This is a genomic window from Pseudomonas sp. IPO3749, from assembly GCF_013386605.1.
Lineage (GTDB): Bacteria > Pseudomonadota > Gammaproteobacteria > Pseudomonadales > Pseudomonadaceae > Aquipseudomonas > Aquipseudomonas azotoformans_A.
In genome coordinates, this window is the sequence record NZ_JACARN010000032.1 from 1 (window position 1) to 15513 (window position 15513).

The following is a 15513-nucleotide window of genomic DNA, read 5'->3' on the forward strand; positions in this document are numbered from 1 at the left end:
GGACAAGCCCGCTCGCCACAATAAGCCCGCTCATACAACAATGTGGAACGATCCAGAAGAACAAATGATCTAGTCTCAGTCACCCAGGGAGAGATCGCCATGTTCCGCTACTTCGAGCAACTCAGTTCGCGTATTGCAGCACCCTTCGTAGCCGGCACCTCCCGCGACAGCAAGGTGTGGCAGTGCCGCTGCGGCCAATCGCTGTTCTTTCGCAACAGCCAGTGCCTGGCCTGCCAGGCGCTGCTGGGCTATCAACCCCAGCAAAGTCGACTCGCCTCCCTGCAACCCGGCCCGGTCGAAGGCACTTGGCTACAGGACGGCAACCTCGACGCCGGCGCCTTCCGCCGTTGCGCCAACCTCGACACGCCGGCCGCCTGCAACTGGCTGATCCCGGCCCACAGCACCGCGCCGCTGTGCGTGGCGTGCAGCCTGAACCGCACCATTCCTGACTTGTCGGTCCCGGAAAACCACGAGCGCTGGCGTAAAGTCGAAACCGCCAAGCGTCGTCTAGTGGCGCAACTCATCAGCTTGGGTCTGCAAGTGGTGCCCAAAAGCGTCGACGAAGACACCGGCCTGGCCTTCGACTTCGTGGGTATCGACTTGGAAGGCAATGCCCCCATGACCGGCCACTCGAACGGCCTGATCACCCTGGACATCAAGGAAGCCGACGACGCCCACCGCGAAAAAGTCCGCGTACAAATGCGCGAGCCCTATCGCACCCTGCTCGGGCACTTTCGCCATGAAGTCGGCCATTACTACTGGGACCGGCTGATCGCCAATACCCATTGGCTTGAACCGTTTCGCCAGCTGTTCGGCGACGAACGCGCCAGTTACGCCGAGGCCCTCGACCAGCACTACCAGAACGGCCCACGCCTGGACTGGCAGCAAACCTGCGTCAGCGCCTACGCCACTATGCATCCCTGGGAAGACTGGGCCGAAACCTGGGCGCATTACCTGCACATGATGGACGCCGTCGACACCGCCCTCGGCTTTGGCATGAGCGCCCGCGAGATGGACCTGGATTACCAGCCATTCCCGCTCACCACCCTCTATGATCCCGAACACCCTGGCGGCGTGGCATTCCTGTCGTTCGTCAACGCCTGGATCGAGCTGGCCGGCATGCTCAATGAGCTGTCGCGCAGCATGGGCCAGCCGGATTTCTATCCCTTTGTGCTGCCCCCGGCGGTGATTGCCAAATTGCACTTCATCCACCTTGTGATTCAGGAGGAGGGCGGCAGGGCCGATGAGGCGGTGATTCTGTAGGGGCACAAGTGCTTGAGCCCCTTCATATTTTTAATCCGCCCCCAACGGTTGTAACTTCCGATGAGATCGGTACAATGGCCCCGCTTGCCGAGAGGCAGGCGTCGTTATGGTGACCCCATCGGTCCCCCCGCAACGATTACCCGTGAACCTGGTCAGAGCCGGAAGGCAGCAGCCACAGCGGGAACATTGTGTGCCGGGGTGTGGCTGGTGGGGTTGCCTCCATAACGCTCTTCCTTGCAACACCTCCTTAAATTCAATTCAAAAAAATGCGTCCAAGCCATCTGCCATCGAGCAGTCCATGGCGGCATACTCCAGTGCCTGGCATCCGGAGACAACACACGTGGAAAAAGTCGACGACCTAACGCGCGAGAAGCTGCGGGAGTGGCAGATGCGGCGCCTGGAGATCAAGGACCGCATTCAATCCCATCCTGAACAGACCCTGGAATTGTCGCGGGTGCTGGACCTTATGGACGACGAACACGCGGAAATCCTCAGCCAGGCGGAAATGATCCGGACGGGGGAGGTGGCCAACGAGCCCGAACCGCCTGCCGATCCAGCAGCGCCGCCCCTCACAGGTGCCTACACGCTGCAATTGAATGTGGCCGCACAGAGTGCCGAAGACCTGCGCCGGCTACTGGATATGGCGGTCTTCGAACTTCAGCAGCAGGTCACTGCGATGGCCACTACGGCTGACACGGGTCCTCATTGCGGCGGTATGTCAGGCTCCCTCGGGGAGTATCGGTTTGAACTGGGCGGTCAGGGCAATGCCTGATTCCCTGGCGGCGAGGCGTTATGCAACCGGAACACTTTGATTTAGCCAGCCCGGTCTTCCTGCCTGTCACGGAGGAAACCTGCACGGCCCTGCTCGGCGCGGACGCTGCCAAGGCCCTGGTCGGCCTGACGGACCCGGAGTTGGCCGCCGTGCTGGTGATCCAGAACCTGGCCCAGGCGGCGCAAAAGGACCTGACGTGCGCGGGTGCCGAGCGTATCTTGGCCAAGTTGCTCGATTGGTCGGTGGACACCCAGGCAAAGAGCGCCGCCACGTTGTTGTCCGAAGCCCTGCGGCTGTTCGATGCGCGCAAGCTGTACTTCGGCTTCAATGCCCTTAAAACCGTCAATCTGCGCCTGCTCTCGGCTGAAGAAGTCGCGGCGCGGGATTACCTGCTGCCTACGGGTAAATGGGATATCGGCTACAAGGTCCGCCATTTGCGCAGCAACGATCCCTTCAGCCAGCAGATGGTCACGCCCCGGCACCGTGAGCGCTGGCTCAGCCCGGCCCAGGACAAGCTGGTGCGGACCTTTCGCGCCAACCTGAACGAAGACCTGCATGTCCAAGGCTACGCCGGCATCGGCAAGAGCCACCTGCTCGGCGCGTTGATGGAGTGCCTGCGGCCGGCCCAGACCCTGATATTGGCCCGTACGGGGGCAAAACTCGCGACTTTGCGTGAACGCATGGGGCTGGCCAAGGACAGCAAGACCGGCTCGACCTTCGCCGCCTTCGCCAAGGCACTCTTGCAAGGGCAGCGCCCCGCCGCGCAGGCCACGCCGGCCCGGTTGCCCGGCAAACACGAAGTGTCGCAGACCCTGAATATCCATGGCTGGCGTGGTCACGATGGTGCGGCAACGCTCGATATCTGCCTGAAGGTGCTCGACAGCTATTGCCACTCCAACCATCACAGTCTGTCGGCCCGGCATCTGCCGCATTTCAAACAGCCTCTGTCCAGCGTGGATGCCCAGGCGTTGCTGGAGTATTCCAGCCGGTTGTGGACGTACGTTCAAGCCAACCCGCAATGGGCCGGTCAGACGGCCTTCGCAGCCCTGTTGCTGATCAAGCGTGCAAGCCTCGACGGATGCGTGGTGCCGCCGCGCTACACCCATGTGCTGATCGATGAAAGCCAGGACATCCCGCCTTCGTTGTTGCAGATTATCGAGCGTGGCCGTCAGGTGCTGATCACCCTAGGCGATGAGTACCAATTGGCCAGCGGTGTAATGGTCAGGCGCAAGCGCGAAGTCCGGCACACCGATATCAATTACTCGGTGCGTTCGGGCCGCAACGTCGAGCGCCTGGTCAACCCGCTGATCAGCGTGCACTCGCAAAAGGGCAAGACGCCCTTCGAAGGCGCGCGGGATGCCGACGTCGGCATTGAGCATTATCCTCAGGGCTTCGTGCCACCCGAAGGCTGCGTGGTGTTGACCGCGTCCCCGTGGGACACCATGAAATGGGCCATCCAGTTGCAACAGGCCAACTGCCCGTTCGGCTTCTTCGACAATACGGCGCAGCAGGATCTGCAGCGCTTCATGATCAGCGTCATCGCGCTGTTCAAGCCAGAGTTCTACAGCAACGAGCACAACGACAACGGCCCCCATGCGTACTTCAGCGACATGGATGACTGGCAACAGGTGCGCGATGCCAGCCAGTACGACGAGTCGTTCCTGTGGGTCGAGGACGAGTTGGAAAAAGGCTTCAACGTCGCTGATATCACGCGTTTGAATCGCCTCAGCGGCGTCCCCGGCAAACGCTGCCTGCTGATGTTGGCGGAGGAGGCGGGCGGCATGGAGTTCGACCGGGTGTTGCTCACGCCGGAGTTGCTGACCAACGTGAAATTCAAGGACGCCTATGCGTTCGACCAGCGACTGTGTGCGGTGTACATCGCCATTTCACGGGCGCGGGTGCAGCTGTACCTGCCTTACGACGTGGTTGAGTGGATTGATTTCCACACGTATCAGAAAACCCGTGAATTCCACGGTTACTGATTTATTTAATTCGGCTGTTTCACAACTTTCAGCGGTCGCTCTGGACAACCTAAAACCACCTTGTTAGTTTCCGCCAGCCACTTGTTTCAGAGTATGACAAGGTGCGGAGTTGATATTGAAGTGCCACCACTTCTTTAACTAACAAGGATGTCTTTGATGAAAAGCCTGCAAGGGTTGCCCCGTCTTATCAGTGCCTCGGTAGGTGCGCCCGGTAAAGCCCGCAACTTGCCCGCCGATGTGCAGTGCATCCAATATTTATTCAATCTGATCATTCCAAAACTGGGTTTTCCGCTGACCGAAAACGGTAAGTGCGATGGCCAGTTGGTGCAGTGCATCAGCCAGTACCAGTTCCGTCATCTCAAATATTCGCATCCCGATGGGGTGATCGATCCGACGGGTAAAACCTTCAACAGCCTGATCGAAGAGGCGGTGAAGGTGCCGGTGAAGGCGTTTCCGAGCATGCGTATTCCAAGCTTTCTGAATGCATTCGGTAACAACCAGGGTGACGCGGTGCAAGCCACCGTCAACGTGTACCTGGACCGTATGCGGGCGATGATCGAGGCTGAGCGGCGCAACCGCCAATTGATGCTGCAGGCCACGTGCGATGGCGGCATGACGCTCACCGATACGGATTTTCAAAATGCCGCCAAGCAGTTGGGCAACGGCATTTCGGTGAATGTCATCAGGGCCTTCGCCACGGTGGAGTCCGGTGGTCGCTCGGGTTTCGGGCCGGCCAAGTTACCGATCATTGCGTTTGAAGGGCACCAATTTCGCAAGTACACCAAGCATATCTACGACCAGGCGCATCCGCTGCTTTCGTACATCTATGTGAGAAAGGCCGGGCCGCAGTGGCAGGTCAATAACAAGGATCAGGTCAAGGCCTGGGAAACCATGGCCACTGCATTCGCCCTGGACCAGGAAGCGGCGTTGATGTCGGCGTCGTGGGGCATGTTTCAGACCATGGGGTTTAACTACGCTTCATGCGGTTACAAGACGGTGTTTGAGTTTGCCGCGGCATTAAAAGTGAATATCGGTAACCAACTGAAGGCGTTTCTCGCGTTTTGCGCTAACAGCCCGGCGTTGATGACGGCCATGAAAGCCAAGGATTTCACTTCGATGGCCCGTAACTATAACGGCAAGGACTACGGCAACTATGACGTCCTGATGAAAGACGCCTACGAGAAACTTGAAGGAAAAAAATAAGATGATCCGTTTTCTAGCAGTGGGTGTGTTGTCGTTGTGCGTCGCAGCGCCTGTCTTGGCCGGTTCACCGGCGTTGCATTCAGGCAAATACGAAGCGCTGATGCTGGCCGTGACGCCTGAACATCAGGTGGAAGGCTATTACGCGGAAGAGATGGGCGAGGGCGTTACTCGCAGCTGCACGTTCTATCTGCAAGGCAAGCCCTCAGCGCTGACCACCTGGAACGACACTGCCTACCCCGGCAGCGTGGCGCCTTCTTCGGACGGCGTGATCCTGACCGTGGAACAGGGTCGCCAGCATCCCGGTTGCTTGAGTGTACTGATGCCAGAGATCGCCACTGGCCTGGACTTGACCCAGACCGCCAACAAAAAGTGGATCGGCCTGGTGCAGGTATCCGCTGCCAAGGCTTACCTGCTGAAAACCCCAAGTGCCAAGGCCGCCAAGCGCCCCTACATCGTCAAGAATGACGTGGTCGGGGTGCTGGCCTTCAAGGATGGCTGGGCCCAGGTCGAGTTCATCAATGCCGATGACCGCTCGTTTACTGGCTGGATCAGCCAGGATCAGTACGCGCGTTTGGCGGCCCCTAAAAGCTGATCAGCCGAAGGTTTCACGCAACAACCCAGCAAATGCATCTCGCGCCAGATGCCGCTGGGTGTCCTTGTGCCAGAACAGCAGGTTGTCCACCGCCTGCAGTTCATCGAACCGGTACGACGCCAGCTGATTGGCCTGCTCATAGCGGGCCAGGATGCCTTCCGGCGCCAGCGCCACGCCGATCCCGGCACTCACGCAACCAATGATCGTGCCCCAACTGGCATAGCTGGCAATGGTCGGCTTGAAGGCGTGGGGCCTAACCCAATTCTCCAGCGCCGCCCGATAGGGGCAGCCCGGCGGCCACACCAGCAAGGTGCGGCCAGCCAGGTCTTCGGCGCTGCGGATCGGTTCGCTGGAGGCGCTGGCGATCAGCACCAGGCGCTCGCTGTAGACCACGCTGTGGTCGAGCTTTGCGCGTTTGTTGCCGGCGGCCACCAGCGCCACATCCAGGCGATGGTGTTGCAGGTCATCGAGCAGCTCGCCCCAGGCGCCGGTCACCAATTCCAGGCTGACATCCGGGTAGCGCCGGTGATACTCCGCCAACAGCGGCGGCAGTCGGCCGCTGGCGCTGGACTCCACCGCGCCGATGCGCAGGGTGCCACGGGGAATGGCGTTGGCGTCCACGGCGCGTTTGGATTCGTCCACCAGGGCGAGGATGCGTTCGCAGTATTCGAGGAAAATTTCCCCCGCCGCACTGATCGCCAACCCACGCCCGGCGCGGATGAACAGCGGCGTGCCCAACTCGCTTTCCAGTTGCTTGATGCGCGTGGTGATGTTGGACGGCACGCAATGCAGTTGCACGGCGGCCTGGGCCACGCTGCCGGTTTGCGCTACGGCTCGCACCATTTTCAGTTGGGCCAGTTCCATTGCTCAGTTCCAGTGATTTCAGAAGTCAGAAACGCTTAATTGTCCTACGCCTTGTGCGGGCCAAGACTGACGGCATTCCTTCTCAGTTTTCGGATGCCGTCGATGAACACCCCGTCACCCCTGAAGCTTACGCTAGTCATCGCCAGCGTCATCCTCTGTTGGGCCTATTCGCCGATTGGCGTGCACATGGGGCTGCACAGCTACAGCCCTGGCCAGCTGGCGCTGCTGCGGTTCTTGATCGCCTCGGTGTTCATGGCCGGTGTGGCGCTGGTGATGGGCATTGGTCGGCCACGTCTGCGGGATCTGCCGTGGCTGTTGGTGTTGAGTTTTTTCGGGGTGTTCCTGCATCACACCAGCCTGAACTATGGACAGCAATTCGTCACGGCGGCGGCGTCCAGCGTGTTGGCACAATCGGCGCCGCTGTTCAGCGTGCTGATCGCGTTTTTCTGCTTGAGGGAACGTGTCAGCCTCTGGCGCTGGAGCTGCGTGTTGCTCGGCCTGCTGGGTGTGCTGGTGGTGATCTGGGGCGATCACGGCCTGGGCGATATCGACCCGCGTGGCCTGTTGATCCTGCTGGCGGCGGTGTCGTGGAGCCTGTACTTCGCCATCCAGAAACACTACGCCCATCGCTATAGCCCGCTGACCATGGCGTGCTACATGGTGTGGGCCGGCACGCTGATGCTCTGTGTGAACCTGCCAGGTCTGCCCGCCGCCGTAATGCACGCGCCGTTGCCGGAAAACCTCGCGGTGCTGGTGCTCGGGATCTTTCCGAGTGCCCTGGCGTACCTGGCCTGGGGTTATGTGCTGAAACATGTCGAGGTCAGCCGCGCCTCGGTGGCGATGTACCTGATCCCGCCCGTGGCCATGACGATGGCGGCGACGCTGCTGGGCGAGCACATCGCCCTGCAAGTGGTGCTGGGCGGTGTGATCGTGTTGGCCAGCGTGGCCGCCATCAGTCTTGAGGGGCGTTGGGCGCGGTCTCTCCGGTGTACAGTTGGATGATCTGGTCGATCTCGCCCGACATCTTCATCCGCAACAAGGTGCGCAGGATCAACTGCACCGGCACGTTCGGGTCATTGCGCACGGTGCAGCCCAGGTTCTGCTCATCGATCACCGCCACCTTGTGCAGGCGTTTGCCCACCGGCATCCGCTGGTTGAAGCGGTCGAGTATCCATTCATTGATCACCGCGAACTTGAAACGCCCGGCCACCAGTTTGTGCAGCACCTGCTCTTCGCTGCGCGCATCGTCGCGGCTGAGCTGGCCGCCGGCAAACAGCGGGTCGAGGGTGGCGTAGCGGTAATTGAGCACGGTGCCGATGGCTTGCGGCGCGAGTTTGTCGACCTGTACCGGCTGCGCAGGAATGTGCGTGCTGACCAACAGGTTGCGCTGCACCATCAGCGGAATGCTCCAGGTATAGTCGCCGGACTGGTCGTCGACCCAGGCCTGGGTGACATAACAGCGCACATCAATATCACCGTGTTCCATGGCGCTGGAGATGCGCGCCCGTGCCAGCACGTGGAATTGCGCCGGGCGGCCGACCTGAGTGGCCAGGCTCAACATCACGTCATACAAAATGCCCTGGGTGGGCCGGCCGTCCTCCAACTGCACCATGGGCATCGCCCAACTGTCGGAAACCGAGAAGCGCAGCGGTGCGGGCGCTGCAAGGCTGGCCGTGGCAATCATCCATAAAACGCCCAGGACTGCGCGCATAAGCTCTCCGGGTTCAGGCCTTTTTGGGGCCAGTCACAAGAGCTTAGTCAGATTAGGCAAGCGTGCCGGATGCAATTTCCCCCTTGCTCCGCTAGCATTACCGGCTTCTGTTTCCCAGTTGCGACGGTTTTCCATGAGTTATCAGGTTCTTGCACGTAAATGGCGTCCGCGCTCGTTCCGCGAAATGGTCGGCCAGACCCATGTGCTCAAGGCTCTGATCAATGCCTTGGACAGCCAGCGGCTGCACCACGCGTACCTGTTCACCGGTACGCGAGGGGTGGGCAAGACCACCATTGCGCGCATCATCGCCAAATGCCTGAACTGTGAAACCGGTATCACTTCTACGCCATGCGGCACCTGCTCGGTGTGCAGGGAAATCGACGAAGGGCGCTTTGTCGACCTGATCGAGATCGACGCCGCGAGCCGCACCAAGGTCGAAGACACCCGCGAGCTGCTCGACAACGTGCAGTACGCGCCGAGTCGCGGCCGCTTCAAGGTCTACTTGATCGACGAAGTGCACATGCTCTCCAGCCATTCCTTCAACGCCCTGTTGAAAACCCTGGAAGAGCCGCCGCCCTACGTCAAATTCATCCTGGCCACCACTGACCCGCAGAAACTTCCTGCAACGATTCTGTCGCGGTGCCTGCAGTTCTCTCTGAAAAACATGACCCCCGAGCGGGTGGTCGAGCATTTGACCCACGTGCTGGGCGTCGAAAACGTACCGTTCGAAGACGACGCGCTGTGGCTGCTCGGCCGCGCCGCCGATGGCTCGATGCGTGACGCCATGAGCCTCACCGACCAGGCCATTGCCTTTGGTGAAGGCAAAGTCATGGCCGCCGACGTGCGCGCCATGCTTGGCACCCTCGACCACGGCCAGGTATTCGACGTGCTGCACGCGCTGATCGAAGGCGACGCCAAGGCGTTGCTCGAAGCCGTGCGTCACCTGTCGGAGCAAGGCCCGGACTGGAACGGCGTGCTATCGGAGATCCTCAATGTGCTGCACCGCGTCGCCATCGCCCAGGCCCTGCCTGAGGGTGTCGACAACGGCCATGGCGACCGCGACCGTGTGTTGGCCCTGGCCCAGGCATTGCCGGCCGAAGATGTGCAGTTCTATTACCAGATGGGCCTGATCGGCCGCCGCGACCTGCCCCTGGCGCCCGATCCGCGGGGTGGCTTTGAAATGGTGCTGCTGCGGATGCTGGCGTTCCGGCCCGCCGATTCGGCGGATGCGCCGAGACAGCCGCTAAAGCCAGTGGGGATCAGCCAGGCCACAGTTGATTCCGCCAAACCAGTGGCTGGCGCGGCGGTGGTCGCGCCAGTGGTGGCTGCGCCTGCGCCAGTCGCGCCGGTGCCCGAGCCTGAGCCTGTGGTCGCTGCGCCGGTGGTCGAGCCGGAACTGGTTATCGAGCCTGAGCCGGTCGTCGACCTGCCCTGGAATGACCCGGTTGAAGCTGAAGTCGAAGCCGAGCAAGCGCCCGCCGTGGAGCCCGTGCTGGAAACCACCGGCGAGCAGCCCGAGCTGACCCCAATGCCCACGCCGACCCCGGACAGTGTGGTGCCGGACGCCCCGGAATGGGTGTCCGCGCCGGTTCCCGAGCCGACCGTGGCCCAGGTGGAAGCCGCCACGCCGGGCATCGACCTCGATGACGAACCGCCGCTGGACGAAGACTACATCGAGCCGGACATGGATTCGGCCTACAGCTACCTGGACGACTTGGCCAGCGAACACACCGCCGAACCGGCCCCCGAGCCCGAGGCGGAACCCGCTGCCGCGCCGGCCACCGGCCTGGCCCTGCAATGGCTGGAATTGTTTCCGAAGCTGCCGATTTCCGGCATGACCGGTAGCATCGCCGCCAACTGCACGCTGATTTCCATCGACGGCGATCACTGGCTGTTGCACCTGGACCCGGCCCACAGCGCCCTGTTCAATGCGACCCAGCAACGTCGCCTGAATGACGCACTGAACCAGTACCATGAGCGCACGCTGACCATTGCCATCGAGCTGATCAAGCCGGAGCAGGAAACCCCGGCCCAGGCCGCGACCCGCCGGCGTATCAACCGCCAGCGTGAGGCCGAGGACTCGATCCACGGTGATCCGCTGATCCAGCAAATGATGCAACAGTTCGGTGCGGTCGTCCGTCACGATACTATTGAACCTGTCGAAGCCCCGGTGGCGTCATAAACCGGGCTACTAACTTGATCCACGTACTTTGAGGTGATTCCCATGATGAAAGGTGGCATGGCCGGCCTGATGAAGCAGGCGCAGCAGATGCAGGAAAAGATGGCCAAGATGCAGGAAGAACTGGCCAACGCCGAAGTCACCGGTAAAGCCGGTGGCGATATGGTCAGCGTGGTGATGACCGGTCGTCACGACATCAAGCGTGTGAGCATCGACCCAAGCGTGCTGCCAGGCGTCGGTGAAGATGACCTGGAAATGCTCGAAGCCTTGTTCGCCGCGGCCGTCAACGACGCCGTGCGCAAGATCGAAGCCAACAGCCAGGAAAAAATGGGCGGCGTGACCGCAGGCATGCAATTGCCGCCGGGCATGAAGTTGCCGTTCTGATCCGGTAGCGTTAGCTAGACTCCAATGCCAGGCCTCGTGCCTGGCATTTTTGTTTGTGCCAAATCTGATCGAACCCTGGCACGGCACGCATGGTCTGCACCCTATACCGATGGATTCGATAAAGGAGCCCTTTCATGCCTCAAGAACCGACCCTGAACCAGCGCATTGTCCTGGTCTCACGCCCCCAAGGCGCACCGACCCCGGAAAACTTCCGCCTGGAACGCGTGAATTTGCCGGAGTTGGCCGACGGCCAGGTCCTGCTGAAGACGTTGTACCTGTCCTTGGACCCTTACATGCGCGGGCGCATGAGCGACGCACCGTCCTACGCCGCGCCGGTAGAAATCGATGAAGTGATGACCGGCGGGGCTGTCAGCCGTATCGAGCAATCGCGTAATCCGAAATTTGAAGTGGGCGACCTGGTGGTCGGCTCGACCGGTTGGCAGAGCCACAGCATTTCCGATGGCCGTAACCTGATGCCGGTGCCCAAGGGCCTGGCCAGCCCGTCCATGGCCCTCGGAGTGCTGGGCATGCCGGGCATGACCGCCTACATGGGCCTGATGGACATCGGCCAGCCCAAGGCCGGGGAAACCCTGGTCGTCGCCGCAGCCTCCGGCGCAGTGGGCTCGGTGGTGGGGCAGGTGGCCAAGCTCAAGGGCTTGCGCGTGGTCGGCATCGCCGGAGGCGCCGACAAGTGCCGCTACGTGGTGGATGAGTTGGGCTTCGATGCCTGCATCGACCACAAAAGTGAACACTTCGCCGATGAATTGGCCCAGGCCTGCTTCAAGGGTGTGGACATCTATTTCGAGAACGTCGGCGGCAAGGTGTTCGACGCCGTGGTGCCCTTGCTCAATCCCAAGGCCCGGATTCCACTGTGTGGGCTCATCGCCGGCTACAACGCCCACCAACCCCCCAGCGGCCCGGACCGGCTGCCGGCGCTGCAACGGACCTTGCTGACCAAGCGCGTGCGGATCCAGGGTTTTATCGTGTTCGATGACTACGGTGATCGCCAGCCCGAATTCCTCAGCGCCATGGCGCCGTGGGTGCGTGACGGCAAGATCAAGTTCCGTGAGGACGTGGTCGAGGGCCTGGAGCAGGCGCCCGAAGCCTTTATCGGTCTGTTGGAAGGGCGCAACTTCGGCAAGTTGGTCGTGCGCATTTGACGCTTATCCGGGGCGCGGGTATAAACCGCGTCTCGTTGTTTTGTCGGACCCTTCGCCCATGAGCTTCAGCCCCCTGATTCGCCAACTGATCGACGCCCTGCGCATTTTGCCGGGTGTCGGCCAGAAAACCGCCCAGCGTATGGCGCTGCAACTGCTGGAGCGTGATCGCAGCGGCGGCGCCCGGTTGGCCCAGGCCTTGAGCCAGGCCATGACCGGTGTCGGCCACTGCCGCCAGTGCCGTACCCTCACTGAAGAAGAACTCTGCCCGCAATGCGCCGACCCGCGCCGCGACGATACGCTGCTGTGTGTTGTTGAAGGGCCGATGGATGTGTACGCGGTGGAGCAGACCGGCTATCGCGGTCGCTACTTCGTGCTCAAGGGCCACCTGTCGCCGCTGGACGGCCTGGGCCCGGAAGCCATCGGTATTCCGCAGTTGGTGGCGCGCATCGAAGAGCAGGGCACTTTTACCGAAGTGATCCTGGCCACCAACCCGACGGTGGAAGGTGAGGCGACCGCGCACTACATCGCGCAATTGCTGACCAACAAAGGCCTGATCACCTCGCGTATCGCCCACGGCGTGCCGTTGGGCGGCGAGTTGGAGTTGGTGGATGGCGGCACGCTGGCGCATTCCTTTGCTGGTCGCAAACCTATCGCCCTCTAACGGGCGACACCGTTAAAAATGTGGGAGCGGGCTTGCTCGCGAATGCGGTGGATCAGTCAATATCTTTGTTGACTGATACCCTGCATTCGCGAGCAAGCCCGCTCCCACATTGGTTCTATGTCGTCATTAGAGTTTTCGCACGGCTTGATAACCAAGCAAGCGCTTGGTAAGTTCGCTCCACCTCACCGTGGAGCTTGCCGATGTCTGCCTATCAGCACTACTTCGACCCTAGCCACCAATTGGTCCGCGACAGCGTGCGTCGCTTCGTCGAGCGCGAGATGCTGCCGGGCATCGAACAGTGGGAGGAGGCAGAGAGCTTCCCCCGAGAGCTGTACCTCAAGGCGGGTGCGGCGGGGATTCTTGGCATCGGCTACCCGGAAACGTTGGGCGGCAGCCATGAAGGCGATCTGTTCGCCAAGGTCGCGGCCAGCGAAGAGCTGATGCGTTGCGGCTCCGGCGGCGTCGTGGCGGGGTTGGGGTCGTTGGATATCGGCCTGCCGCCTATCGTCAAATGGGCGAGTCCAGAGATTCGCGAGCGTGTCGCCCCGCAAGTACTGTCGGGCGAGAAGATCATCGCCCTGGCCGTCACCGAGCCGGGTGGCGGTTCGGATGTGGCCAGCCTGCAAACCCGCGCCATTCGCGACGGCGAGCATTACCGCGTCAGCGGCAGCAAGACCTTCATCACCAGCGGCAGCCGCGCCGACTTCTACACCGTGGCCGTGCGCACGGGCGGGCCGGGCTTTGCCGGCATCAGCCTGTTGTTGATCGAAAAAGACACCCCTGGTTTCAGCGTCGGCCAGCCGCTGAAGAAAATGGGCTGGTGGGCGTCGGACACCGCTGAATTGTTCTTCGACGATTGCCGCGTGCCCGTCGGCAACCTGATCGGCGCTGAAAACATGGGCTTTGCCTGCATCATGGGCAACTTCCAGAGCGAGCGTCTGGCCCTGGCATTGATGGCCAATATGACGGCGCAGATGGCGCTGGAGGAAAGCCTCGAATGGGCTGCGCAACGCGAAGCCTTCGGTAAACCCATCGGCAAATTCCAGGTGATCAAGCATCGCCTGGCGGAGATGGCCACCGCCGTGGAGGTTTCACGGGAGTTCACTTACCGCCAGGCGGCCAAGATGGCCGCGGGCATCAGCGTGATCAAAGAGATTTCCATGGCCAAGAACCTCGCCACCGATACCGCCGACCGCGTCACTTATGACGCCGTGCAGATCCTCGGGGGCCAGGGTTACATGCGCGGCAGCCTGGTGGAGCGGCTGTATCGCGACAACCGCATCCTGTCCATCGGTGGTGGCACCCGTGAAGTGATGAATGAAATCATCAGCAAGCAGATGGGGCTTTGATCACTGTTCGCTCAGTGCAAACTGCGTCAGGCAAAAAGTCGGGATGCCCATGTCTTCCAGGCGCTGCGAACCGCCCAGCTCCGGCAGATCAATAATCGCCGCCGCTTCGAAAATCGTCGCCCCCATGCGTCGCACCAGGTTCGCCGCTGCGATCAGGGTGCCGCCGGTGGCGATCAAATCATCGAACATCAGCACCGAATCGCCCTCGCACAAGCTGTCGGCATGCACTTCCAGGAACGCCTCGCCGTACTCGGTCTGGTAACCCTCGGCCAGCACGTCAGCTGGCAGCTTGCCTTGCTTGCGGAACAGGATCAGCGGTTTGTTCAGTTGGTAGGCGATGATCGAACCGATCAGGAAGCCCCGCGCGTCCATCGCGCCGATATGGGTGAATTCGGCCTCGACATAACGATGGGCAAAGCTGTCTGCCACCAGGCGCAAGGCGCGGGGCGATTGGAACAACGGCGTGATGTCACGGAAGATCACCCCAGGCTTGGGGAAGTCGATGACGGGGCGGATCAGGGATTTGATGTCGAACGAATCAGAGGTCATCGTCGAAGAGTCCTGGGGCTGGAAACGGACTCGAAGTATACCTGCGGCCTCGCCGGTTGGCGCGGCCGCAAGTGTCTGCATCAACCTTCCAGCGAGCCACCGGCCAGCGCACACAGCTGGATCGGGTCGAGGATATGCACTTCTTTACCTTCGGCGGCGATCAGCTCGTTCTGCTGGAAGCGGGTAAACACGCGGGACACGGTTTCCACCGCAAGGCCCAAGTAGTTGCCGATTTCATTGCGCGACATGCTCAGGCGGAACTGGTTGGCCGAGAAACCCCGGGCCCGGAACCGCGCCGACAGGTTGACCAGGAAGGTGGCGATGCGCTCGTCGGCGGTTTTCTTCGACAGCAGCAGCATCATTTGCTGGTCGTCACGGATCTCGCGGCTCATCACACGCATCAACTGGCGGCGCAGTTGTGGCAGTTGGATGGCCAGTTCGTCCAGGCGTTCGAAGGGGATTTCGCAAACGGATGTCGTTTCCAGCGCCTGCGCCGACACCGGGTGAATCTCGGTGTCCATGCCCGACAAGCCCACCAGTTCGCTGGGCAAGTGGAAACCGGTGATCTGCTCTTCGCCGCTGTCGCTCAGGCTGAATGTCTTCAACGCACCCGAACGTACTGCATAAACGGAATCGAACTTGTCGCCCTGGCGGAACAGAAACTCGCCTTTTTTCAGCGGGCGGCCACGTTTAACGATGTCGTCCAGCGCATCCATGTCTTCCAAATTCAACGAAAGTGGCAAGCAGAGGGGGGCCAGGCTGCAATCCTTGCAATGAGCCTGGCTGTGAGCGCGCAGTTTGACTGGCTCGGACATTTCTTAAATCCTTGTGGGAAAACACACAT

15 protein-coding genes and 1 other RNA gene are annotated in these 15513 nt (G+C 61.3%); 12 read left to right on the plus strand and 4 right to left on the minus strand.

All coding sequences use genetic code 11. From position 1 onward, the window contains the following. Positions 1-99 precede the first annotated feature (99 nt). The 6 genes from HX812_RS13775 to HX812_RS13800 all read left to right on the plus strand — a co-directional run bounded on the left by HX812_RS13775 (position 100) and on the right by HX812_RS13800 (position 5812). On the plus strand, positions 100-1263 hold the full coding sequence (locus HX812_RS13775) for a putative zinc-binding metallopeptidase (protein ID WP_038844700.1): 1164 nt from the start codon (positions 100-102) through the stop codon (positions 1261-1263). A 116-nt stretch (positions 1264-1379) separates the two neighbouring features. After that, positions 1380-1476, plus strand: an RNA gene (gene ffs, locus HX812_RS13780) — signal recognition particle sRNA small type. Between the two features lie 127 nt (positions 1477-1603). Then, entirely contained in the window at positions 1604-2035 is a 432-nt protein-coding gene (locus HX812_RS13785) for a hypothetical protein (protein ID WP_038844702.1), read from the plus strand. A 20-nt stretch (positions 2036-2055) separates the two neighbouring features. Continuing rightward, positions 2056-4017: an AAA family ATPase gene (locus HX812_RS13790; RefSeq protein ID WP_038844698.1), complete on the plus strand. Its 1962-nt coding sequence runs from the start codon at positions 2056-2058 to the stop codon at positions 4015-4017. 156 nt (positions 4018-4173) lie between these two features. Further along, positions 4174-5220, plus strand: coding sequence for an N-acetylmuramidase family protein (locus HX812_RS13795; protein WP_038844696.1), 1047 nt, complete (start codon positions 4174-4176; stop codon positions 5218-5220). A 1-nt stretch (position 5221) separates the two neighbouring features. After that, complete coding sequence (locus tag HX812_RS13800) at positions 5222-5812, plus strand: hypothetical protein (protein WP_038844695.1); 591 nt, start codon at positions 5222-5224, stop codon at positions 5810-5812. Here HX812_RS13800 and HX812_RS13805 read toward each other — a convergent pair whose 3' ends face one another. Next, complete coding sequence (locus HX812_RS13805; RefSeq protein WP_038844693.1) at positions 5813-6676, minus strand: LysR family transcriptional regulator; 864 nt, start codon at positions 6674-6676, stop codon at positions 5813-5815. Between the two features lie 102 nt (positions 6677-6778). On the opposite strand from HX812_RS13805, the gene HX812_RS13810 reads away from it, so the two are divergent. After that, positions 6779-7678: a DMT family transporter gene (locus HX812_RS13810; RefSeq protein ID WP_038844692.1), complete on the plus strand. Its 900-nt coding sequence runs from the start codon at positions 6779-6781 to the stop codon at positions 7676-7678. Here the strand turns inward: HX812_RS13810 and HX812_RS13815 are convergent. Beyond that, positions 7629-8387, minus strand: coding sequence for an ABC transporter substrate-binding protein (locus HX812_RS13815; protein ID WP_038844691.1), 759 nt, complete (start codon positions 8385-8387; stop codon positions 7629-7631). The genes HX812_RS13810 and HX812_RS13815 overlap by 50 nt on opposite strands. Before the next feature lie 133 nt (positions 8388-8520). Between HX812_RS13815 and dnaX the strand changes: the two genes are divergently transcribed. The 5 genes from dnaX (at position 8521) to HX812_RS13840 (ending at position 14120) form a co-directional block, all read left to right on the plus strand. After that, on the plus strand, positions 8521-10569 hold the full coding sequence (dnaX, locus tag HX812_RS13820) for a DNA polymerase III subunit gamma/tau (protein ID WP_038844690.1): 2049 nt from the start codon (positions 8521-8523) through the stop codon (positions 10567-10569). 42 nt (positions 10570-10611) lie between these two features. Beyond that, on the plus strand, positions 10612-10950 hold the full coding sequence (locus HX812_RS13825) for a YbaB/EbfC family nucleoid-associated protein (protein ID WP_003175481.1): 339 nt from the start codon (positions 10612-10614) through the stop codon (positions 10948-10950). Between the two features lie 134 nt (positions 10951-11084). Continuing rightward, a complete protein-coding gene (locus HX812_RS13830) occupies positions 11085-12110 on the plus strand; it encodes an NADP-dependent oxidoreductase (RefSeq protein WP_038844688.1) in 1026 nt (341 codons plus the stop codon). A 58-nt stretch (positions 12111-12168) separates the two neighbouring features. Further along, entirely contained in the window at positions 12169-12771 is a 603-nt protein-coding gene (gene recR, locus HX812_RS13835; RefSeq protein WP_028617479.1) for a recombination mediator RecR, read from the plus strand. 200 nt (positions 12772-12971) lie between these two features. After that, a complete protein-coding gene (locus tag HX812_RS13840; protein ID WP_038847957.1) occupies positions 12972-14120 on the plus strand; it encodes an acyl-CoA dehydrogenase family protein in 1149 nt (382 codons plus the stop codon). On the opposite strand, the gene HX812_RS13845 is transcribed toward HX812_RS13840, so the two are convergent. Beyond that, positions 14121-14669, minus strand: a complete 549-nt coding sequence (locus HX812_RS13845; protein WP_038847960.1) for an adenine phosphoribosyltransferase — start codon at positions 14667-14669, stop codon at positions 14121-14123. 80 nt (positions 14670-14749) lie between these two features. Further along, positions 14750-15484, minus strand: coding sequence for a fumarate/nitrate reduction transcriptional regulator Fnr (gene fnr, locus HX812_RS13850; protein ID WP_033900561.1), 735 nt, complete (start codon positions 15482-15484; stop codon positions 14750-14752). Positions 15485-15513 lie beyond the last annotated feature (29 nt).